The 21,157-nt window shown below is 39.7% G+C and carries 20 protein-coding genes and 1 other annotated feature (1 of these 21 running past the window's edge); of the genes, 18 read left to right on the forward strand and 2 right to left on the reverse strand.

Annotated features, from left to right (window positions below):
- Positions 1-217, forward strand: a binding site (T-box leader); it begins 17 nt to the left of the window's first position.
- Between the two features lie 51 nt (positions 218-268).
- The 18 genes from ileS to HCB49_RS08655 all read left to right on the forward strand — a co-directional run bounded on the left by ileS (position 269) and on the right by HCB49_RS08655 (position 18,937).
- Positions 269-3,034, forward strand: a complete 2,766-nt coding sequence (gene ileS / locus HCB49_RS08570; protein WP_185604687.1) for an isoleucine--tRNA ligase — start codon at positions 269-271, stop codon at positions 3,032-3,034.
- 111 nt (positions 3,035-3,145) lie between these two features.
- Positions 3,146-4,135, forward strand: coding sequence for a diaminopimelate epimerase (gene dapF / locus HCB49_RS08575; protein WP_185604688.1), 990 nt, complete (start codon positions 3,146-3,148; stop codon positions 4,133-4,135).
- Between the two features lie 13 nt (positions 4,136-4,148).
- Positions 4,149-4,844 (forward strand): phosphatase PAP2 family protein, encoded by a 696-nt coding sequence (locus HCB49_RS08580; protein WP_185480946.1) that lies wholly within the window; start codon positions 4,149-4,151, stop codon positions 4,842-4,844.
- A 286-nt stretch (positions 4,845-5,130) separates the two neighbouring features.
- On the forward strand, positions 5,131-5,331 hold the full coding sequence (gene cspB, locus HCB49_RS08585; RefSeq protein WP_003723180.1) for a cold-shock protein CspB: 201 nt from the start codon (positions 5,131-5,133) through the stop codon (positions 5,329-5,331).
- Positions 5,332-5,563: 232 nt separating this feature from the next.
- Positions 5,564-7,261, forward strand: coding sequence for an acetolactate synthase AlsS (alsS, locus tag HCB49_RS08590; RefSeq protein ID WP_185604689.1), 1,698 nt, complete (start codon positions 5,564-5,566; stop codon positions 7,259-7,261).
- Positions 7,262-7,379: 118 nt separating this feature from the next.
- Positions 7,380-8,375 (forward strand): aldo/keto reductase, encoded by a 996-nt coding sequence (locus tag HCB49_RS08595; protein ID WP_185604690.1) that lies wholly within the window; start codon positions 7,380-7,382, stop codon positions 8,373-8,375.
- A gap of 170 nt (positions 8,376-8,545) precedes the next feature.
- Positions 8,546-9,277 (forward strand): GntR family transcriptional regulator, encoded by a 732-nt coding sequence (locus tag HCB49_RS08600; protein ID WP_185604691.1) that lies wholly within the window; start codon positions 8,546-8,548, stop codon positions 9,275-9,277.
- Position 9,278: 1 nt separating this feature from the next.
- A complete protein-coding gene (locus HCB49_RS08605; RefSeq protein ID WP_185604692.1) occupies positions 9,279-9,980 on the forward strand; it encodes a GntR family transcriptional regulator in 702 nt (233 codons plus the stop codon).
- Positions 9,981-9,999: 19 nt separating this feature from the next.
- Positions 10,000-10,467 (forward strand): PTS sugar transporter subunit IIB, encoded by a 468-nt coding sequence (locus HCB49_RS08610; RefSeq protein WP_061395426.1) that lies wholly within the window; start codon positions 10,000-10,002, stop codon positions 10,465-10,467.
- Between the two features lie 22 nt (positions 10,468-10,489).
- The gene (locus HCB49_RS08615) at positions 10,490-11,308 is read left to right on the forward strand and encodes a PTS mannose/fructose/sorbose/N-acetylgalactosamine transporter subunit IIC (protein ID WP_003723164.1); all 819 of its coding nucleotides are present in this window, start codon (positions 10,490-10,492) and stop codon (positions 11,306-11,308) included.
- A complete protein-coding gene (locus HCB49_RS08620; RefSeq protein ID WP_003723163.1) occupies positions 11,289-12,110 on the forward strand; it encodes a PTS system mannose/fructose/sorbose family transporter subunit IID in 822 nt (273 codons plus the stop codon). Before HCB49_RS08615 ends, HCB49_RS08620 begins: the two co-directional genes overlap by 20 nt.
- A gap of 12 nt (positions 12,111-12,122) precedes the next feature.
- Positions 12,123-13,187: an SIS domain-containing protein gene (locus tag HCB49_RS08625; RefSeq protein ID WP_185604693.1), complete on the forward strand. Its 1,065-nt coding sequence runs from the start codon at positions 12,123-12,125 to the stop codon at positions 13,185-13,187.
- A gap of 22 nt (positions 13,188-13,209) precedes the next feature.
- Positions 13,210-14,205: an SIS domain-containing protein gene (locus HCB49_RS08630; RefSeq protein WP_003739379.1), complete on the forward strand. Its 996-nt coding sequence runs from the start codon at positions 13,210-13,212 to the stop codon at positions 14,203-14,205.
- Positions 14,206-14,221: 16 nt separating this feature from the next.
- A complete protein-coding gene (locus HCB49_RS08635; protein ID WP_003723160.1) occupies positions 14,222-14,638 on the forward strand; it encodes a PTS sugar transporter subunit IIA in 417 nt (138 codons plus the stop codon).
- A 96-nt stretch (positions 14,639-14,734) separates the two neighbouring features.
- Positions 14,735-15,682 carry a DNA-binding transcriptional repressor DeoR gene (gene deoR, locus HCB49_RS08640; RefSeq protein WP_185604694.1) on the forward strand — a complete coding sequence of 316 codons (948 nt, stop codon included), beginning with the start codon at positions 14,735-14,737 and terminating at the stop codon, positions 15,680-15,682.
- Positions 15,683-15,743: 61 nt separating this feature from the next.
- The gene (deoC, locus tag HCB49_RS08645) at positions 15,744-16,415 is read left to right on the forward strand and encodes a deoxyribose-phosphate aldolase (RefSeq protein WP_185530194.1); all 672 of its coding nucleotides are present in this window, start codon (positions 15,744-15,746) and stop codon (positions 16,413-16,415) included.
- Between the two features lie 79 nt (positions 16,416-16,494).
- A complete protein-coding gene (locus HCB49_RS08650; protein WP_185604695.1) occupies positions 16,495-17,505 on the forward strand; it encodes a substrate-binding domain-containing protein in 1,011 nt (336 codons plus the stop codon).
- A gap of 130 nt (positions 17,506-17,635) precedes the next feature.
- The gene (locus HCB49_RS08655) at positions 17,636-18,937 is read left to right on the forward strand and encodes a pyrimidine-nucleoside phosphorylase (RefSeq protein WP_185604696.1); all 1,302 of its coding nucleotides are present in this window, start codon (positions 17,636-17,638) and stop codon (positions 18,935-18,937) included.
- 39 nt (positions 18,938-18,976) lie between these two features.
- Here HCB49_RS08655 and budA read toward each other — a convergent pair whose 3' ends face one another.
- A complete protein-coding gene (gene budA, locus HCB49_RS08660) occupies positions 18,977-19,696 on the reverse strand; it encodes an acetolactate decarboxylase (RefSeq protein ID WP_185604819.1) in 720 nt (239 codons plus the stop codon).
- Positions 19,697-19,887: 191 nt separating this feature from the next.
- Positions 19,888-21,156 (reverse strand): threonine ammonia-lyase, encoded by a 1,269-nt coding sequence (gene ilvA / locus HCB49_RS08665; RefSeq protein ID WP_185604820.1) that lies wholly within the window; start codon positions 21,154-21,156, stop codon positions 19,888-19,890.
- Between the last annotated feature and the right edge of the window lies 1 nt (position 21,157).

A 21,157-nucleotide genomic window follows, 5' to 3' on the forward strand; every position in this document is an offset into this window, starting at 1 on the left:
AGACAAGTACATTTTTTAGATTAAGGATATGAAGCGAGTTGGCGAATGGTGCGAGGCCAGCTATCCTCTAAGAAATCGAAATCACTCTTTAGTTCTAACCCGAAAAAGCAACCGCTTGAGTAAGTGTTAGCGCAAGCCAGCGTTATGGCACTAATGAAGTGGGCAAGCAGTTAGAATGCATGTCAACAAGGGTGGTACCGCGAATCTCGTCCCTTTTTGGGAGAGATTTTTTTGCGTTTAAAAATAAAGTTTTAAAGGAGAAGAAAACATGGAATATAAAGATACGTTATTAATGCCAAAAACAGATTTTCCGATGCGTGGGAATTTGCCAAACAAAGAACCAGAATGGCAAGCAAAATGGGAAGAAGAAAAGCTATACGAAAAAATTCAAGAAAAAAATGCTGGGCGTCCGACGTACATTTTGCATGATGGACCTCCTTATGCAAACGGCGAGCTTCACATGGGGCATGCGCTAAATAAAACAATTAAAGATATTATCGTTCGTTATAAATCAATGGCTGGCTTCAGTTCTCCGTATGTTCCGGGCTGGGACACACACGGGCTACCAATCGAAACAGCTATCGCCAAAAAAGGCGTAAAACGGAAAGAAATGTCTATTGCTGAATTCCGTAAACTATGTGCTGAATACGCGATGACGCAAGTAGATGGCCAACGCACAGGCTTCAAACGTCTTGGTATTAACGGTGACTGGGAAAATCCTTATATCACGCTTTTACCAGAATACGAAGCAGAACAAATCAAAGTCTTCGGCGAAATGGCGAAAAAAGGCTATATCTACAAAGGGAAAAAACCAGTTTATTGGTCTCCTTCAAGTGAATCTGCACTTGCGGAAGCAGAAATCGAATATCAAGATAAAACATCTGCTTCGATTTTCGTAGCTTTCAAAGTAACAGATGGAAAAGGCGTACTAGATGAAGGAACAAATATCGTTATCTGGACTACTACGCCTTGGACAATCCCTGCCAACATGGGTATTACTGTTAATCCTGATTTGGATTATGTCGTAATTGAATCCGCTGGTGAAAAATATGTTGTAGCTGAAGCACTTTTACCAAGCTTACGTGAAAAATTAGGTTTTGAAGATGCGACAGTTGTGAAAACGGTTCGTGGTTCTGAACTTGACCGCATTGTAACAAAACACCCACTCTATGACCGTGATTCTTTAGTAATGAACGGTGAGCATGCTACTGCAGAAGCTGGTACGGGTGCGGTTCATACGGCTCCTGGACACGGGGAAGATGACTTTTTAATCGGGAAAAAATACGATTTAGAAGTACTTGCTCCTTTAGATGATCGTGGTGTATTTACAGAGGAAGCACCAGGATTTGAAGGCGTATTTTACGATACAGCGAACAAAATGGTAACAGAAAAATTAGAAGAAGTGGGCGCATTACTAAAAATGGAATTCATCACTCACTCTTATCCACATGATTGGCGTACGAAAAAACCAGTTATTTTCCGTGCAACAGCGCAGTGGTTTGCTTCGATTGACGCATTCCGTGATGATTTACTCGCAGCTGTCAAAGGTGTTAATTGGACTCCAGCTTGGGGTGAAACACGTCTATTCAATATGGTTCGCGACCGCGGCGACTGGGTTATTTCTCGTCAACGTGCATGGGGCGTGCCACTTCCAATTTTCTATGCAGAAAATGGGGAAGCAATTATCACAGACGAAACAATCAACCATATCTCTGAACTGTTCCGTGAGCATGGTTCGAACGTTTGGTTTGAGCGTGATGTGAAAGATCTATTACCTGCTGGCTTTACGCATCCGGGTAGCCCAAATGGCGAATTTACGAAAGAAACCGATATTATGGACGTTTGGTTTGATTCTGGTTCTAGTCATCAAGCAGTACTGAATGCTCGCCCAGAATTAAGTCGTCCAGCTGATTTATATATGGAAGGCTCCGACCAATATCGTGGTTGGTTTAACTCGTCGTTAACAACTGCTGTAGCAATCACTGGCGAAGCGCCTTATCGTAACGTTTTAAGTCATGGTTTCGCACTAGACGGCGAAGGTCGCAAAATGAGTAAATCGCTTGGAAATACTTTACTTCCAGGCAAAGTAATTAAACAACTTGGTGCGGATATTGTGCGCCTTTGGGTTGCTTCTGTGGATTATCAAGCCGACGTTCGCGTTAGTGATGAAATCTTAAAACAAGTATCCGAAGTATATCGTAAAATCCGTAACACAATGCGTTTCTTACTAGGTAACATCAATGACTTCCAACCAACTGTAAATGCAGTTTCTTATGAAAACTTACGTGAAGTAGACAAATACATGCTAATCAAATTAAACGATTTAGTGAAAAATGTGAAAGATAGCTACGAAGCGTTCGAATTCTCAACAATTTATCACCAAATCAACAATTTCTGTACAGTAGAATTAAGCCAATTTTATATGGACTTTGCCAAAGATGTTGTCTACATTGAAGCAGCTGATAGTCATGATCGCCGCGCAATGCAAACAGTCTTTTATGAAGCAGTTGTTACGCTGACAAAATTACTTGCGCCAATTTTACCTCATACGACAGAAGAAGTTTGGAATAGCTTAATTGGTGAAGGCGTGGAAAGCATTCATTTACAAGACTTGCCAGATGTGAAAGTATTAGCTGGTAGCGAAGAAATTACAGCGAAATGGGACGCGTTCATGCAAATTCGCGATAACGTCCAAAAAGCATTAGAATTCGCTCGTAACGAAAAATTAATCGGTAAATCAATGCTTGCAAAAGTAACGCTATATGTGGACGGCGAAGCGAAAACATTGTTTGATTCCTTAGAAGGTGATTTCGCGCAACTATTTATCGTCTCTGATTTTGAACTAGTTGAAGGTTTAGAAAATGCACCAGAATCTGCCTTTAAGTCGAATCAAGTAGCTGTTCAAATTACTGTTGCAGAAGGCGAAACTTGCGAACGTTGCCGCGTGGTGAAAAAAGATGTGGGCGTAGATCCGAAACATCCAACTCTATGTGGCCGCTGTGCTGATATTGTTGTAAACCACTACGAAGCATAATCTGCGCTTGGGGAAAATCCTAGTAAGTTAAAAAGGAGGTTCCCCAAGCTTTTTTATTTTAAGATGTGGTATTATAGACGTAATTCCAATTAAAGGAGGTTGCTTGAGGTCATGGCAACAATTCACTTTACAAAAGTACATGGTTCGCAAAATGATTTTTTCATAGTTGATGAAGAAGAAAATCAGATAACTGCTTGGTCTGATGCGGAACGTGCTGATTTTGCAATAAAACTTTGTGATAGAAAGCATTCACTTGGTGGGGCGGATGGGATTTTATACGTCACCAAAAGTAATCAAGCGGCGCCAATTGGTCAAATGCAAGTCGTTAATTCTGACGGATCGATTGCTTCCATGTGCGGTAACGGTTTAAGAACTGTAGCTCGCTATTTGCTTGAAAAAAACGGCTTATCTGAAGCGAAAGTGGAAACGATGAAAGCGACACTGGATGTCAAAAAAGCAACTTCGCTTGGTTTTGATATTCCAACCTATCAAGTCGAAATTTCCCCGGTTAAATTTAACCCAGAAAGTTTACCGATGCATGTAGGCGTAGAAAGATTGTTTAATCAAGTAGTTCCTGAACTGGACCCAAAATTAGCTTTTTCAGCTGTTTCTGTTCCTAATCCACATTTGATTACCTTTGTGGACCAAGCCGTGTTAGATTCCGATAAACAAGAAAAATTAGCGAGTTATTTAAATAGCGAAAACCCGTATTTTCCAGATGGTGTCAATGTGAGTTTTGTGAAACGTTTGCGCGATGATGCTATTTATGTGCGAACTTTTGAACGTGGTGTCGGCTTCACGAATGCTTGCGGAACTGCGATGTCGGCATGTAGCTTGATAAAAAAAATGTTAGATAATGATACGTTTGAAACACCGCTGAATGTTTATAATGATGGTGGAAGAGTTCAAGTTACCGCGAAAAAAGACGAAGCTGGCGAAATTTCCTTACAGCTAATCGGCAATGCTACTTTTGTTAGTAATGGTTCCGTGAGCTATGAAAATGGTGCCGTTACTAAACTGAGCAATGAAGCGACCGAAGAACAAGCGCAATATCAAGAACTTGTTAAAGAAGTAAAAGAATTTCTAAAAACAACTGAATGAAAAGGAGTTAACCATGAATACAAATCGAAAAAAAGCAACACCGTTATTCGTTATTGGCGGATTTTGCCTTATTTTATTTATTACTATCGCATCAGCAATCGCAACAGAAAGCAATTGGGTAGCCCGCTTTGACCTAAGCTGGATTGAAAAAATCCGAGGCGGAATTCAGCCGGATAAAACGTCCATCGTCAAATTAGTAACTAACCTAGGTAGCGCTGAAACAACAATCATTTTAACGATTGTAGTCGTACTTATTTTATTCTTTTTACGAAAATTTGTAGTGGGGCTTTGGTTCGGTGGAACGATGCTCGTTTGTGGCGTTGTCCTAAACCTTGCATTGAAAAGCTTGGTTGCTCGTACACGCCCGGCTAGCATTAATTGGTTAGTGAGTGAGTCTGGCTTTAGTTTCCCAAGTGGACACGCGACTGCTACAGCTGTTTTCTATGGCCTTGCAGCGATGTTCTTAATTTTCACCGTGCCAAAAATGTGGCAAAAAATCGTTATCGGAATCATTGGTTATGGTTTCATCTTGTTCGTAATGTATACACGTGTTTATCTTGGAGTGCATTTCCCGACAGATGTACTTGGCGGATTTTTCCTTGGTACCGCTTCTGTTCTGATCTCTCTAGGCGTTTATTTCCTTGTTCGTAAACCATTACATAATTTACTTGTGAAATGGCGTATTAAAGATAAAAGTATTATTGATTAATAAGAAAACCCTGTTATAAGAATTAGCTTATAGCAGGGTTTTTCAGATAGTAAACTGAATAATCTATTTTGTAACCGTGCGACTTTTTTGCTTGATTTATTTGTTCGTTGGCGTTAATATATAAGTGTTGACGGAACTAAATTTATGTATTAGCAAGGATATTGAATAGATGAGTATTTTTGCTAATATGTGAATTTTGTAATTGAAAAAATGCTTAGCTTGTTGTTAACATCTTTTTCGTTAGTAAAAGAAACATATTAAGAAAATTTTTGGAGGTTTGTGAAATATGCAAACAGGTACAGTTAAATGGTTTAACAGTGAAAAAGGCTTCGGTTTCATCGAAGTAGAAGGCGGAGATGATGTATTCGTACACTTCAGCGCTATCGAAGGTGAAGGATTCAAAACTTTAGACGAAGGTCAAAGCGTTGAATTTGAAATCGTTGAAGGTCAACGTGGCCCACAAGCAGAAAAAGTTACTAAACTTTAATCTGTTCACGTTAAACTAATGAAAACACACAGCGTACTTCTTAGGGAGAAGATATACTGTGTGTTTTTTGTTGTTTTATATATAACAGTTTTTATGTAATTATATAACAGTTTTCAAGCCGCTAACCTTGCAATAATTCTTTTGAGGAGTATAATAATTCTTGTAAATAAGAATTCGTTTTAATCTGTACTATTAAAATATAAATAATTTATATAACAAAAGGATGATGGAAATGGCAAAGCTTGAAAAGGAACAAGAAAAAGTAATTGTAAAAGGAAAATCAGGTGCAGACTTAGTTGTAGACAGTTTAATTAATCAAGGTGTCACCCATGTTTTCGGTATTCCTGGAGCAAAAATCGATAAAGTTTTTGATGTAATGGAAGAGCGTGGGCCGGAATTAATCGTCAGCAGACACGAACAAAATGCTGCATTTATGGCTGCGGCTATTGGGCGTCTAACTGGAAAACCAGGAGTTGTACTTGTAACTAGTGGGCCGGGCGCATCCAATCTTGCAACAGGACTTGTAACCGCGACAGCAGAAGGCGATCCAGTTGTTGCAATTGCCGGAAACGTCACACGACAAGATCGGCTAAAAAGAACTCACCAATCGATGGATAACGCAGCACTTTTCCGCCCGATTACAAAATATAGTGAAGAAGTCGTGCACGCCGAAAGTATTCCAGAAGCTATCACCAACGCATTTCGCTCCGCAGCTGAACCGAATCAAGGTGCCGCTTTTATCAGTTTGCCACAAGATATCGTTAACGAACTAAATGTGCCAGTAAAAGCGATTCGTCCACTTGCAAAACCAGAAAACGGCCCAGCTTCCAAAGAACAAGTCGCTAAACTAGTTGCCCGTTTGAAAAAAGCAAAATTGCCTGTATTATTATTAGGTATGCGTGCATCAAGCCCGGAAGTAACTGGTGCAATTCGCCGCTTACTTCAAAAAACAAGCATTCCTGTAGTAGAAACTTTCCAAGCAGCTGGCGTCATTTCGCGCGACTTAGAAGATAACTTCTTTGGGCGTGTTGGCTTGTTCCGTAATCAACCGGGAGATATTTTGCTCAATAAAGCTGATTTAGTTATTACAGTGGGGTATGATCCAATTGAATACGATCCAAAAGCTTGGAATGCCTCTGGTGATAGAACGATTGTCCATTTAGACGATATTCGCGCTGATATTGATCATTATTACCAACCTGTAACGGAATTAGTCGGCAACATCGCGCTTACTTTAGACCGTGTTAATGCAAAATTCAGCGGTTTAGAATTAGCGGATAAAGAGTTAGAAACATTAAAAGAACTTCACGCTCAATTGGAAGAACGAGATGTTCCACCAGAAAGTGATGAAACTAACCGAGTACATCCATTGTCGGTTATTCAAACGCTACGTTCGGCAATTGATGACAACGTAACTGTAACCGTTGATGTTGGCTCGCATTACATTTGGATGGCACGTCATTTCCGCTCCTACGAACCACGCCGTCTGCTTTTCAGTAACGGTATGCAAACGCTTGGTGTTGCGCTTCCTTGGGGAATTGCGGCCACGCTTGTACATCCGGGTGAAAAAGTTGTTTCGATTTCTGGAGATGGTGGTTTCTTATTTTCCGCGATGGAATTAGAAACAGCAGTCCGCTTGCGTGCGCCACTTGTACACTTAGTGTGGAATGATGGTAGCTATGATATGGTGGCTTTCCAACAAAAAATGAAATACGGTAAAGAAGCGGCGGTTCGTTTTGGTGATGTCGATATCGTTAAATTCGCAGAAAGTTTCGGAGCAAAAGGACTTCGCGTGACAAATCCAGCAGAGCTTGCAGACGTTTTAAAAGAAGCGCTTGAAACAGAAGGGCCAGTCGTAGTTGATATTCCGATTGATTACCGTGATAACATAAAACTCGGCGAAACTTTACTGCCAGATCAATTTTATTAATAAAAGAAAAATCTCTCGGAACACTCCGGGGGATTTTTTTTATAGTTAAAGGTTGACTTGGAGTGGACTTCAAGGTTTATGCTGTAGTAGTACTAGAAATTAACTAGGAGGGTTTTGAATGGAATATGTTAAATTTGGGAACACTGGAATGGATGTTTCAAAAATTTGTTTAGGAACAATGGGCTTCGGTGATAAGGACAAATGGATTCATAAATGGGTTTTGGACGAAGCGAACAGCCGCCCAATTATTAAAAAAGCACTCGATTTAGGCATTAATTTCTTTGATACCGCTAATATTTATTCCTACGGTGAAAGTGAAAAAATTGTTGGACGCGCGCTAAAAGACTACGCCAACCGCGATGATATTGTGTTAGCAACCAAAGTACATCAAACCATGCGACCGGATCATCCGAATAGTGGCGGTTTATCTAGAAAAACAATTTTGAGCGAAATTGACCACAGTTTAAAACGATTAGAAACAGATTATGTAGATTTATATATTATTCACCGTTTCGATGAAAATACGCCGATTGAAGAAACGATGGAAGCTTTACATGATGTCGTTAAGTCCGGAAAAGCACGCTACATCGGTGCGAGCGCGATGTATGCCTGGCAGTTCCAAAAAGCACAACGCGTCGCAGAAAGAAATGGCTGGACAAAATTCGTTTCCATGCAAAATCATTACAATATGATATACCGGGAAGAAGAACGAGAAATGGTTCCGTTTTGTCGCGATGAAAAAATTGCGATTACACCATATAGTCCACTAGCATCAGGGCGGTTAACACGTGATTTGAATGAAACGACGAATCGTTCCGAAACGGACCCAGTTCAAAAATCTAAATACGATGACATGATGAATGCGGATAGAGGTATTATTGAACGTGTTGCTGAACTTGCGGAAACACACCAAGTATCTCGAGATAAAATTGCTCTAGCGTGGCTATTAAATAAAGATGAAATCACTTCGCCAATCATCGGAGCGCAAAAAGAAAGTCACCTAGAAAGCGCGGTAGAGGCGCTAAATATTAAACTAACCACTTCGGAAGTTAACTATCTAGAAGAACTATACATCCCGCACCCAGTAGTTGGAGCACTACCTACAACTAAATAATCAAACAGAGCATGAGTTGGATTGAAAAATCTACCTTATGCTTTTTTATGTAAAAAGACTATTGACAAATAAAATGCAACCGTTTACAATGAAGTGGTATTAAAAATGTTTAAAGCTGTATCTTTTGAAAAAGTGAAATAGATAAATGATTTGAAAAAAGAGGTGGAAATATGGAATATAAAGACTTGTCGCCAGCAATGCAAAGTGAAGAACAACTAAGACAGCTTATCCAAGAAAAAGTAGCAGCCGGAGAAACAAGTTTCCCATCAGAACGTGCGCTTGAAAACGAACTAGGTGTCAGCCGGACCACACTCAGAAGGTCACTTGATACACTTGAAAAAGAAGCGGTCATCCAAAAAAGAAACCGAAGAGGAATCGAAATCAACCAAAAGCAAACAATCAATATACTTCAAATGAATTCCATGAGTAGTCAATTGCCGGGAGAACAAAAGGTAGAAGTAATGTCACAAGAAATAGTAGCTGGCAAAGACGAGGTGAACCACTTTTTAAACTTAAGTGAAGATAAGCCGGTGTTTAAATTAGTTCGGCGAAGAATAGTTGATAATAAGCCGTTTTCTTATGAAATATCTTTTATTGATAGCGCGAGATTTGCTGGTATTGATAAAATCGATTTAAATAATTCCTCGCTATACAATGTGTTAGAAAAGCGCTTTGGTATTAAACCTACCTACGGGCGCGAAGAATTGCGCTTTGTATCAGCGAATGAAAAGCTAGCAGAAGCATTAAAGGTACCACTAAACACGCCGCTTTTTGAAGTGGTAAGTAAAGCATTTGATCAAAATGATGAACCGTTTGAGTACAGCAAACAATATCTAATTGGTAATCAAATCAAATACAAAATCAATGCAAAAAACATATTTGATTACTTGGAGGATGAGTGAAATGGGATCTAAAAAGCCACTTTTTGAAGTAATTGCTTCAGAAATAAAAGATAGTATTAATCGTGATGAATATAAGACGGGAATGCTTATGCCAAACGAAACAGCCTTACAAGAAATTTTTTCTAGCAGTCGGACAACGATTCGCCGCGCGGTAGATTTATTAGTCGAAGAAGGTTTAGTTGTTCGTAAAAACGGTGTTGGGCTGTACGTTCAACCAAAACTAACAGCTCAGAACATTTTAGAAATGACAGGTGTTATGAAAACCGATACCAATGAAAATCTGAAAAAAGACATTAAAGACTTTTACATTCGCAAAGCTGGCAAGTTTTACGCAGAGAAGTTTGGTATAAAAGAGAATGAACTTGTGTATTCTATCAAGTTTGTCCAAAAGAGTGAGCACGGTGTCACACTAGATCGTTTAATTTTACCGTTAAGTTTATACCCTGATTTACAAGCGAAGGATTTTCAAATTATTAATATTATTGAGCTTGTTAATTCAGGTAAATATAAATTATTTGAGCTTGAGCAGGAACTTCAACTTATTTTAGCTGGGAATGAGCAAATCAAAAATATGCATATAAACGAAAATGATCCTGTTTTTAAATTGAGCAGTGTCTTTTATGCAGAAAATGAAATGCCGATTGCCATCCAATATCATTATGAAGATGCTGAGTCGACCAAATATGTAGTTGATTTTAACTAATACGAAGGAGGAAGAAAAAATGATTCAATTTCTAAGAGTAGACCATCGTTTACTACATGGACAAGTAGCTGTATCTTGGTTTAATGCTTTAGATGTAAATACAATTTTAGTGGCAAATGATGGGGTAGCAGCGGACGATTTCCGTAAGTCGGCAATACGGCTTGCGAAACCAGAGGCGGCAAAATTAGTCATGAAAAGTATCGATGAAAGTATCGAGGCGATTAATTCAGGTGTCACTGATAAATACAACATGCTTATTGTTGTCGAATCAGTTGAAGACGCTTACAAATTAATCCATGGCACGAATGGTAAAATCCTGATGTTAAATCTAGGCGGAACGAAGCAAAGAGAAGGAACAGCCAATTTTTCCAAAGCAGTTAATTTAACACCTGAAGAAGTAGAGAAATTAAAAGAGCTTCAAAAAGAAAAAGTAGATGTGTTTATGCAGCAAGTGCCTAACGAAAAAAAAGTAACCTTTGAAGCATAAAAGACGAAAGAAGGGATAAATTATGGAACAGTTTGGAACAGCGATTTTGCTTGCACTTGCAGCAATGCTTGCAAATGGAGAATATTTATTTGGTTCATCGATGCTATCAAGACCACTTGTAACATGTACACTCGCCGGGCTTATCATGGGGGATGTACAAATGGGGATTATTATGGGGGCAACTTTAGAATTAGCTTTTGTGGGATCATTTTCTATTGGAGCATCTATCCCTCCAGAAATTATTTCAGGAAGTATACTAGGAACTGCCTTTGCGATTTCGACTGGCGAAAGCACAGCCGTAGCGTTAGCGCTTGGGATTCCAATTGCCTCCCTTGTACTTGTTGTTAAAAATCTATGCTTTATTTTCGTATTACCTTACTTTGTTCATAAAGCAGATAAATACGCACTCGAGGGAAATTCACGAGGGATTAGTCGAATGCAGTTACTAGGTGGATTTTTATCAATCAACTTGCCAATTGGTATTATTGTCGCGACATCCTATTTAGTAGGAAGCCCGGTTATTCAAAACGTACTTGATGCCATCCCAGCATTCGTTATAACGGGACTTGGAATCGCGACTGGTTTACTGCCAGCATATGGTTTTGCTTTGCTTCTCAAACTGATGGTCAACAAGAAGAATGCGGTATTTTTCGTATTTGGCTTCGCGTTAGCTGTTTACTTAAAAGTTCCTGTAACAGGCGTAGCGATTTTCGCTGCATGTTTAGCGCTAATTTTAACAGGTTATGCAACACTTAAAAATGACAATGGTCCGAAAAATACGAATACAGAGCCAGCACTTGCGAATGATGGAGGTATAAATTATGAAGATGAAGAGTTCTGACGTATTAACGAAAAAAGACTTAATGAAAGTTTTTTGGCGCTCGTTCACGATGGAATGGTCATGGAACTACGAACGACAATCCAATCTCGGTTATGGATTTTCCATGCTACCAGCTCTAAACAAAATTTTTAAAAATGATAAAGACAAACGAATTTCTTCTTATCAAAGGCATTTAGAATTTTATAACGTAACACCGTGGCTTTCCACTTTTCCGCTCGGGATTTCGATTGCGATGGAGGAACAATCTGCGAAAGATAAAGATTTTGACACAGATTCTATCAATAATATAAAAGTAGCATTAATGGGTCCTCTTAGTGGGATTGGAGATTCGTTCTTCTGGGGAACTTTACGCGTTATCGCTACAGGTATTGGAACTTCCTTAGCGCTACAAGGAAATATGTTAGGGCCGATTTTATTCCTCCTTATTTTCAATATTCCAGCTATTCTGACTCGTTATTATGGGTTATTCATTGGTTATAACATTGGTGCTAACTTTATCGAAAAAATTCAAAAAACTGGGTTAATGGATAAACTGTCTTATGGGGCTTCGGTTATCGGTCTGGCTGTTGTTGGTGCGATGGTCGCCACGATGGTAAACATTAATATGCCAATGAAATTTGGTTCTGGTGATGATGCAGTAACGATTCAAAGTGTTTTTGACGGTATCGTCCCAGGAATTCTAGCACTAGGCTTCACCTTCTTTATTTTCTGGTTAGATAAAAAAGGACTAAAAGCACATTGGATTCTTCTATTAATCGCAGGAATTGGGATTTTAGGGGCATTCACAGGTTTATTAAAATAAGTAGGTGAAAAAATGAGAAACATGGATTATTATATCCGGTCGGAACAAAGCGTTTATGAAAATATCATTCGAAGTCGAAAAGATCTTTTACAAAAGGTCATTCAAATGGAGAAAGTGGACTATCAAGCAATTGTTATTTTTGCAACAGGTTCTAGTTCTAATGCGGCATTCGCAGCGCAGTTATATATGTTGGATAAACTCGCTATTCCGGTATATGTGGAAGAACCGTCTACTGCAGGAAATTACATGCTTCACTTAAACAAAAACACCTTATACATCGCTATATCGCAAGGTGGGCACAGTTATTCCACTATTCATCTCGTAAAAGAAATTGAGCGTCAAGGAGGTATTGTTTTCACTTTAACGAGCGATTTAACAAGCCCGATTGCGAAAGAAGGTACGCGCACAATTGATCTTGGGATGGGCATAGAAGAAATGCCATATGTCACACTTGGCTACAGTGCAACCATTCTTATGTTGAATTTAATGGCGCTTGAGCTAGCCCTTTTGCAAGAAAAAATACCGGAAGCGGCTTATCAGTCAGAAATCGCGGAGTTGAAGAAAATCAACGCTCATTTACCACAAGTGATAGAGAAATCAGCTGCTTGGGTGGACGAGCATACACAGGAATTGATGGAAGCGGAACGAGTTTTCTTCATAGGGTATGGTGCTGCTTATGGTGTAGCGCGCGAAGGAGAAACCAAAGTAACAGAAACCATCCGGATTACAGCTTTTGGTAAGGAGTTAGAAGAATATATGCACGGACCTTATATAGGTTTATCCGAGCAAGACTATATTATCTTCCTTGAACCTCAAGGCTTACTAGAAGACCGCGCAGAAAAATTAAAACAATTTTTACAAGGCCATGTAAAGAAAATCCGAACATTTTATGCGGATGCAGGCGGGGAAAAGACAGATGATTTATTACTAGGTGTGCGGGCAGAAGAACTTCTGACGCCGCTGTTTATGACTATCCCGGTTCATTTATTATCCTTTGAAATTTCCAAGAAAAAAGGGATTAATTTAGAAGTATCCGCTTTTCCGGAATTTGATAAAATAACAAAATCCAAAATTTAATCAAAGAAAGTAGGAATGAAGAGTGTTAAAATTTGATGAACAAAAAGTGAGAGAAAACATGGAAGGGGCGCTAAAGTTACGCCCACAAATTAATGAAGTGGTAGACCAAATACACAACCGTGGTTTTAGTAATATTTGCTGGCTAGGAATTGGCGGGACATACGCATCCGCCATGCAAGCTGTGGTGCATATGAAAGAAAAAACGGCGCTAGAAACTTTTTATGAAAATGCGGCTGTGTTTCTAACGACAGGCAATAAACGTGTCACCAAAGATACACTTGTGGTTATTTCATCGGTGACCGGAAGTACGCAAGAAGTAGTAGATGCTGTGAAAAAATGTAATGAAATTGGTGCGACTGTATTTGGTTTTATTGATAAAGCGGAAACCGAACTTGCTAATTTAGTAGATCACTTAATCTCCTATCCGTTAAATGAACAATTAAAATTCTTTATGGTGGCAGATCGTTTTATGTATTTAGCAGGTGAATTTGAAGATTATGATGCGTTTTATCAAGAAATGGATCAACATTTTGCTAAAGGGATTGTAGAAGTAGAAAAAGCGGCAGATAAATTTGGTCAAGAATTTGCGCTAAAACATCATCAAGACGACATTCATTATTTCGTTGGTGCTGGGAATCAGTGGGGTGCTACCTATTCATACGCAATGTGTTACTGGGAAGAACAGCACTGGATTAAAACGAAATCGATTGAGTCACATGAGTTTTTCCACGGTATGTTTGAAATTGTGGAACGAGATACACCAGTTACGATTTATGTGACAGAAGATAGCCAGCGTTCTTTAAGCGAGAGAGTAGTTAATTTCATTCCACAAATCTGCGCTAATTATACGGTGATTGATGCAAAAGATTATGATATGCCTGGTATTTCCGCTAAATTCAGAGGGGCGTTGTCACCATTTATTATCCACGCAGTTAATAATCGTATTGATGTACACGTGGAAAAAATTAACTGTCATCCAATGGAAATCAGAAGATACTATCGTCAGTTAGACTATTAAAAAGGCGGTTTAGACAATGAAAGCAATTTTTGTTTGTACTCATGGAAACGCCGCAAAAGAACTCATTCAATCTGCGGAAATGATTTGCGGTAAACAAGAAAATACAAGTTTTGTTCCTTTTGAAGTGAATGAATCCGCGGAAAACTTACAGGCGAAAATTGCCAGTGAAGTAGCTAAACTCGATTTAACAGAAGGCGTATTATTTCTAACCGATTTAAAAGGTGGCACTCCGTTTAATGTGCTCGTTCGCTTGCTCGGAAATTTTGATGCAGTAGAACTTGTCGCAGGCGTGAATATTCCGCTTTTATTAGAAGCATTCCTCAGTCGTGAAACGCTATCCTTAAAACAACTTGCGAATCAAGTTGCCGAAACTGGGCGGTTAGGGATTTATGAATATGCCGCGCCGCTTGAGGAAATAGAAGAAGATTTTTAATAGGAAAAAGACAGCCGCGGCTGTCTTTTTTTATCTTCCCTCTCGAACTATCCCCGTTCTTACGTTATACTAAAAAGAAAACGATGGAGGGATGAAATGGATAAACAAAAAGAACAGCTCAGCGTTGAGGTGGCGAGACTTTATTATCAATCGGATCTCGGTCAGCAAGAAATCGCCACACGTCTAGGTGTTTCCAGACCGACCGTTTCCAGATTGCTCCAAAACGCGAAAACAAAAGGATACGTCAAAATCGAAGTCCAAGATCCATTTTCTAACCTCACTGAACTGGCCGTGGCTTTAAAAGAAAAATACCAACTAAAAAACGTCACCGTTGCGTTCAGCCAAACCAATGATTATAGCGAAATAACTAAGCAAATCAGCCAAAGTGCCGCGGAATATTTAGAAGAAATTATCCATGATGGCGATATTCTTGGAGTAAGTTGGGGAACCACTATGTACAAAATCGCCCAAAAACTAGCCCCATTAAAAGCAGAAATAAAAGTCGTCCAGCTTAAAGGCGGCGTGAGTCATTCTGATGTCAATACGTATGCTGCCGAAACGTTAGCATTATTCGGTGCGGCTTATGATAATGCCCCGGTTTCATTGCCACTTCCCGTGGTTCTTGATAATCCACTCGCTAAACAAATGGTTGAAGCAGATCGCCATATAAAAAATATCATCGAACTTGGTAAAAAAGCCAATATCGCTATTTTTACAGTAGGAACCGTGCGTGATGAAGCCTTGCTTTTCCGCCTAGGCTATTTTTCTGATGAAGAAAAGGCTCGTTTAAAAGAAAAAGCAGTCGGCGATATTTGTTCACGCTTTTTCACAATCGACGGTGAAATTGCTGACGAAAAAATGGACGAACGAACTATTGGCATCAATTTACAAGAGTTAAAACAAAAAGAAACAGCTATCCTTGTTGCGGGCGGTGAACGAAAAATAAAAGCGATTCATGGCGCGCTTCGTGGCGGTTATGCCAATCATTTTATTACCGACCAATTTACCGCAAAACAACTACTTGAACAAAATTTCATCAATTAGTTTACAAATGTTCCATGGTGCGATATGATGAAACCAAATACAATTTAAAGGAGTTTTTAAAATGACAATTGCTAAAATAATCGATCATACTGCTTTAAAACCAGACACAACGAAAGAACAAATTTTAACACTAACAAAAGAAGCGAGAGAATACGGTTTTGCATCCGTATGTGTGAACCCGACTTGGGTAAAACTATCCGCTGAACAACTTGCTGGAGCAGAATCCGTAGTATGTACTGTTATCGGTTTCCCACTTGGAGCAAATACTCCAGAAGTGAAAGCATTCGAAGTGAAAGATGCCATCCAAAACGGCGCGAAAGAAGTCGATATGGTTATCAATATCGGTGCACTTAAAGACAAGGACGACGAATTAGTAGAACGCGATATTCGCGCTGTTGTCGATGCTGCCAAAGGAAAAGCCTTAGTAAAAGTAATTATCGAAACTTGCCTACTAACGGATGAAGAAAAAGTTCGCGCATGCGAAATCGCTGTAAAAGCGGGAACAGACTTCGTTAAAACATCTACTGGATTCTCCACAGGTGGCGCAACTGCCGAAGATATCGCCTTAATGCGTAAAACAGTTGGGCCAAACATCGGCGTAAAAGCATCTGGTGGCGTTCGTACGAAAGAAGACGTAGAAAAAATGATTGAAGCAGGCGCAACTCGTATTGGTGCAAGTGCAGGCGTTGCAATTGTTTCCGGCGAAAAACCAGCCAAACCAGATAATTACTAATTTTGCATGAAACCCCTTTATTATTATGCTCAAATGTGGCAAAATAAGGAGAATAGATAATCCGACTGGGGGAGTTTAAATGGCTGCAACCATCCGCGAAATAGCAGAAAAGACAGGCGTTTCAATTACGACAATTTCTCAAATTTTGAATGGTAAAGGGGAACGATTTAGCGATTTAACTCGTGAAAAAGTCCTAAAAACAGCAAAAGAAATGTCTTACAAACCAAACTTTTTCGCCAAAAATATGATTGTTAGTCATACGAACACCATCGGAATGATTGTCCCGGAAGTAACCGATCCATTTTTCTCACAAATGGTTAAAGGGGCGGAAGATTACTTGAATAAAGAAGGTTACATGATTATGCTCTGTAACTCTTCCAATGATAAAGAACGAGAAGATTTATACGTAGAAGAATTATTACACCGGGCTGTCGATGGCTTAATTATCGCCAGCCCTAATATTCTGCTTTCAGGTGTTATCAAACGCATGGAAGAGAAGCGTTCTCCGTATATTTTACTTGATCGTCAGCGGAATCCAAGGCAAGAAGGCAATATCGCGATTGATGATTTCAAAGGCGGCTATATGGCGACGGAGCATTTAATTGAACTTGGTCATACGAACATCGGAATCATTATTTCAGATACATCATTTTACAACGTACATGAGCGCTACGAAGGTTACTTGGCATGCATGAAAGATTATCAACTGCCTGTAAAAGATGGCTGGATTGTTAGTGGGGACCAAACAATGAATGGTGGTTATATTGCCACGCAAAAATTACTCCGAGAAAACTTGAGCGCCATTTTTGCAACCAATGATTTAATGGCGATGGGAACATATCGGGCAGCGCTAGAAAAAAATCTGCGCATCCCTCATGATCTTAGCGTCATCGGCTTTGATGATATTGAACTGGCCGAATATATGACCCCGCCACTTACAACAGTTCGCCAACCAATCTACGGTATCGGCGAAATTGCCGCAGAACTTTTGCTGAAAAACCTGCAAAATCCAACCGAGAAACTAGAGAACCGTTTACTCGATATTTCTCTAATCAATCGTAGTAGCACAAAAACTATTGACAACAAGTGAGCGAGTACGATATAGTGAGCATGTTAAGCACATGTTCTTGTTTAGTAAAACGGTTTACTTAAAAAGTGTAACCGTTCTCAATAAAGGTACATAAAATGCTAAAGTGGACAAAAAGAAAGGGTGAAGAGAAATGAGAATGGTGGATATTATTTCCAAGAAGAGGGACGGCAAAGCTTTATCAACAGAAGAAATTCAGTTTTTCATTGATGGCTATACAAATGGGGAAATTCCAGATTATCAAGCAAGTGCTCTAGCCATGGCAATCTTTTTCCAAGATATGAATGATCAAGAACGCGCGGATTTAACAATGGCAATGGTTGGCTCTGGTGATACGATTGACCTATCTGCAATCGAAGGAATCAAAGTCGACAAACATAGTACGGGCGGTGTTGGCGATACGACGACACTTGTTCTTGCTCCCCTTGTAGCAGCAGTTGGTGTACCAGTTGCAAAAATGTCTGGTCGTGGCTTAGGTCATACGGGAGGCACAATTGATAAGCTAGAATCTATCGAAGGATTCCACATTGAACTAGATAAAAAAGATTTCATCAACTTAGTAAATCGCGATAAAGTAGCAGTTATTGGACAATCTGGTAACCTTACGCCAGCGGATAAAAAAATGTACGCGCTTCGTGACGTAACAGGAACTGTCAACTCAATTCCGCTTATTGCAAGCTCTATCATGAGTAAAAAAATTGCAGCCGGCGCAGATGCCATCGTACTCGATGTGAAAACAGGTGCTGGTGCATTTATGAAAACCGATGAAGATGCAGAAAACCTAGCAAATGCAATGGTTCGCATCGGAAATAATGTTGGCAGAAATACAATGGCAGTCATTTCCGACATGTCCCAACCACTCGGCGAAGCAATCGGAAACGCTTTAGAAGTAAAAGAAGCCATCGATACATTAAAAGGGCAAGGTCCAGAAGACTTAACGGAATTAGTTCTTGTACTCGGCAGTCAAATGGTCGTACTTGCCAAACAAGCAGAAACACTAGAAGAAGCTCGAGCTAAACTAATCGAAGTAATCGAAAACGGTGCAGCGCTTGAGAAATTCAAAACATTCCTTTCCAATCAAGGTGGCGACGCAAGCATTGTCGATCACCCAGAAAAACTTCCGCAAGCAAAATACCAAATCGAAGTACCAGCTAAACAATCTGGTTTCGTAAGCCAAATCGTCGCTGATGAAATTGGTATTGCGGCAATGATTCTAGGTGCCGGTCGTGCAACGAAAGAAGACGAAATTAACCTAGCAGTCGGCTTAATGCTACGTAAAAAAGTTGGCGATGCAGTCCAAGAAGGCGAGTCACTCGTAACCATTTTCGCCGATCAAAAAAATGTAGAAAACGTAAAAGCGAAAATCTATGAAAATATCCAAATCGCTGACCAAGCAACTGCACCAAAGCTTGTTCACAAAATTATTACAGAATAAAAAAAGCGCCCAAGCTAATTTGGGCGCTTTTTCTATGAATCAATTTTCCGCTGCTTCAATTTGTTCTAACATATCAGGTGTGCTTAAATCACTTCTCAAGAATTCGGTCGTTTGCGGTAATTGCAATTCGAATTCTGTTTGTTGTGCGACTTCTACTGTTCCTTCAAGCATTTCGTAATCAAATACGTGGCCACCAATTTTGCGCAGATCATCAATAAAATGCACGTGGTAACCAGAAACACCAATACCGCTAATGTAAGCAGGTGTCCAAAAACCAACAATTGTACCCGTAATATATTCAAAATGATACGTTGGTTGTTCTTTTACAGCTTCAATTAATGGTGGATAAGGTCGTTGTTGTTTCGGTACGACGCGAGTATCCACGTAACGGAAATTTCCGGTCATTTTCACCGCGTAAAAAACATTCGGTCCTTGCACTAATTCCGCAATTTTTTCTTCTACTGCTTGTTTCGAAGTCGGTTCAGAAACAGAAAAAGAAGTATCGGCATCAAAAAAAGTGGTGCTCGCATAAGGTGTCGTATCTTCCGGTTTTACTTTATACGCTTGCCCATCTGACCGAATTTGAAAAGCTTCACCGTCCAAAATAATTAACTCACCATCAAATTGATCAAGTGTTCCTATGCCAAGGTCCCCGTGTTGTAGTAATTCTTTGAAACTCGTTGTCCCACTGAAAAGTCCACCAACAAGTGCTGCCATTGTAGAATGCTGAAATAATCGATTTTTTCTAACTGCGTCCATCATTGCCACTCCTTGAATTGTTATATATAAAAAGTTATTTTCAAATAATACAGTTTAATTTCTATACAATCATTATACTACTTTATATCCTTAAACAAAAGATTTTAAACTGATTTCTGAAATAAACTGTTACTATAACAGAGGAGGAAACTGTAATATAAAAAAGTTCCCGCGCGATGCGAGAACCCGTTTTAAACAAGTAATGTGTAGAGTGTTTGATTGTCATTAATCGGAATATAGCTAGGATCAAATGCCGCAACCCGGTCGAGCAAACCTTCATAATCATTCCTATCTTGCAGTAGAACGCCGATAATAACAGGTCCATTACCACGATTCACTTTTTTCGTATATTCGAATTTAGTAATATCATCATGCGGACCGAGCACGTCGTTAACAAATTCCTTTAAAGCACCAGGACGTTGCGAAAAATTAACGATAAAATAATGCTTTAATCCTTCGTGGAGTAAAGAGCGCTCTTCAATTTCTTGCATCCGATTAATGTCATTATTGCCACCACTCACGATGCAAACAACCGTCTTATCTTTAATTTCCTCGCGATAGGTTTCAAGTGCAGCGACAGAGAGAGCACCAGCTGGTTCAGCGACAATCGCTTGCTTTGTATACATATCCAAAATCGTGGAACAAACAGCACCTTCAGAAACGGTTGTCACTTCATCCACTAACACTTTCGCATGTTGAAACGTTAAACTTCCGACTTCTTTCACTGCAGCGCCATCGACAAATTTATCGATTTTATCCAGTGTCACGACTTGGTTTTGTCTTAAAGCTTCTGTCATCGAAGGCGCGCCAGCTGGTTCGACCCCAATGATTTTAGTAATTGGGCTTTTCGCTTTGAGATACGTTGCCACGCCGCTAATCAAGCCACCACCACCAATACCGGCAAAAACATAATCCGCTTGCTCGTGTGCTTTATTTAAATCTTTCACCATCTCCACAGCGAGAGAGCCTTGCCCAGCGATAATATCAGGATCATCGAACGGCGGGATAAAATTCTGACCGTGTTCTGCCGCAAATTCTTTCGCCGCTGTTGCAGATGCATCAAACGTATCGCCAATTAAAACAACTTCCACATTACTACCGCCGAAAAATTTCACTTGCGATACTTTTTGTTGCGGGGTCGTTGTCGGCATGAAAATCGTTGCAGGAACCGTTATTCGTTTGCACGTATAAGCAACCCCTTGCGCATGGTTTCCAGCACTTGCACAGACGACGCCTTTTTCTAATTGTTCCGCTGATAATCTAGAAATAGCATAAAAAGCACCGCGTAATTTAAAAGACCGCACTCTTTGCAAATCTTCGCGTTTCAGATAGACATTGCAATGATATTTTTCTGAAAGATAAAAATCATACTCGAGTGGTGTATGTTTGACGACCGGTTTTAATACATCATAGGCCTTTTCGACATCTTCTTCTGTTACTAATAAGTCAACTAATTCCATC

It is taken from the genome of Listeria cossartiae subsp. cayugensis (assembly GCF_014229095.1).
Taxonomy (GTDB): domain Bacteria; phylum Bacillota; class Bacilli; order Lactobacillales; family Listeriaceae; genus Listeria; species Listeria cayugensis.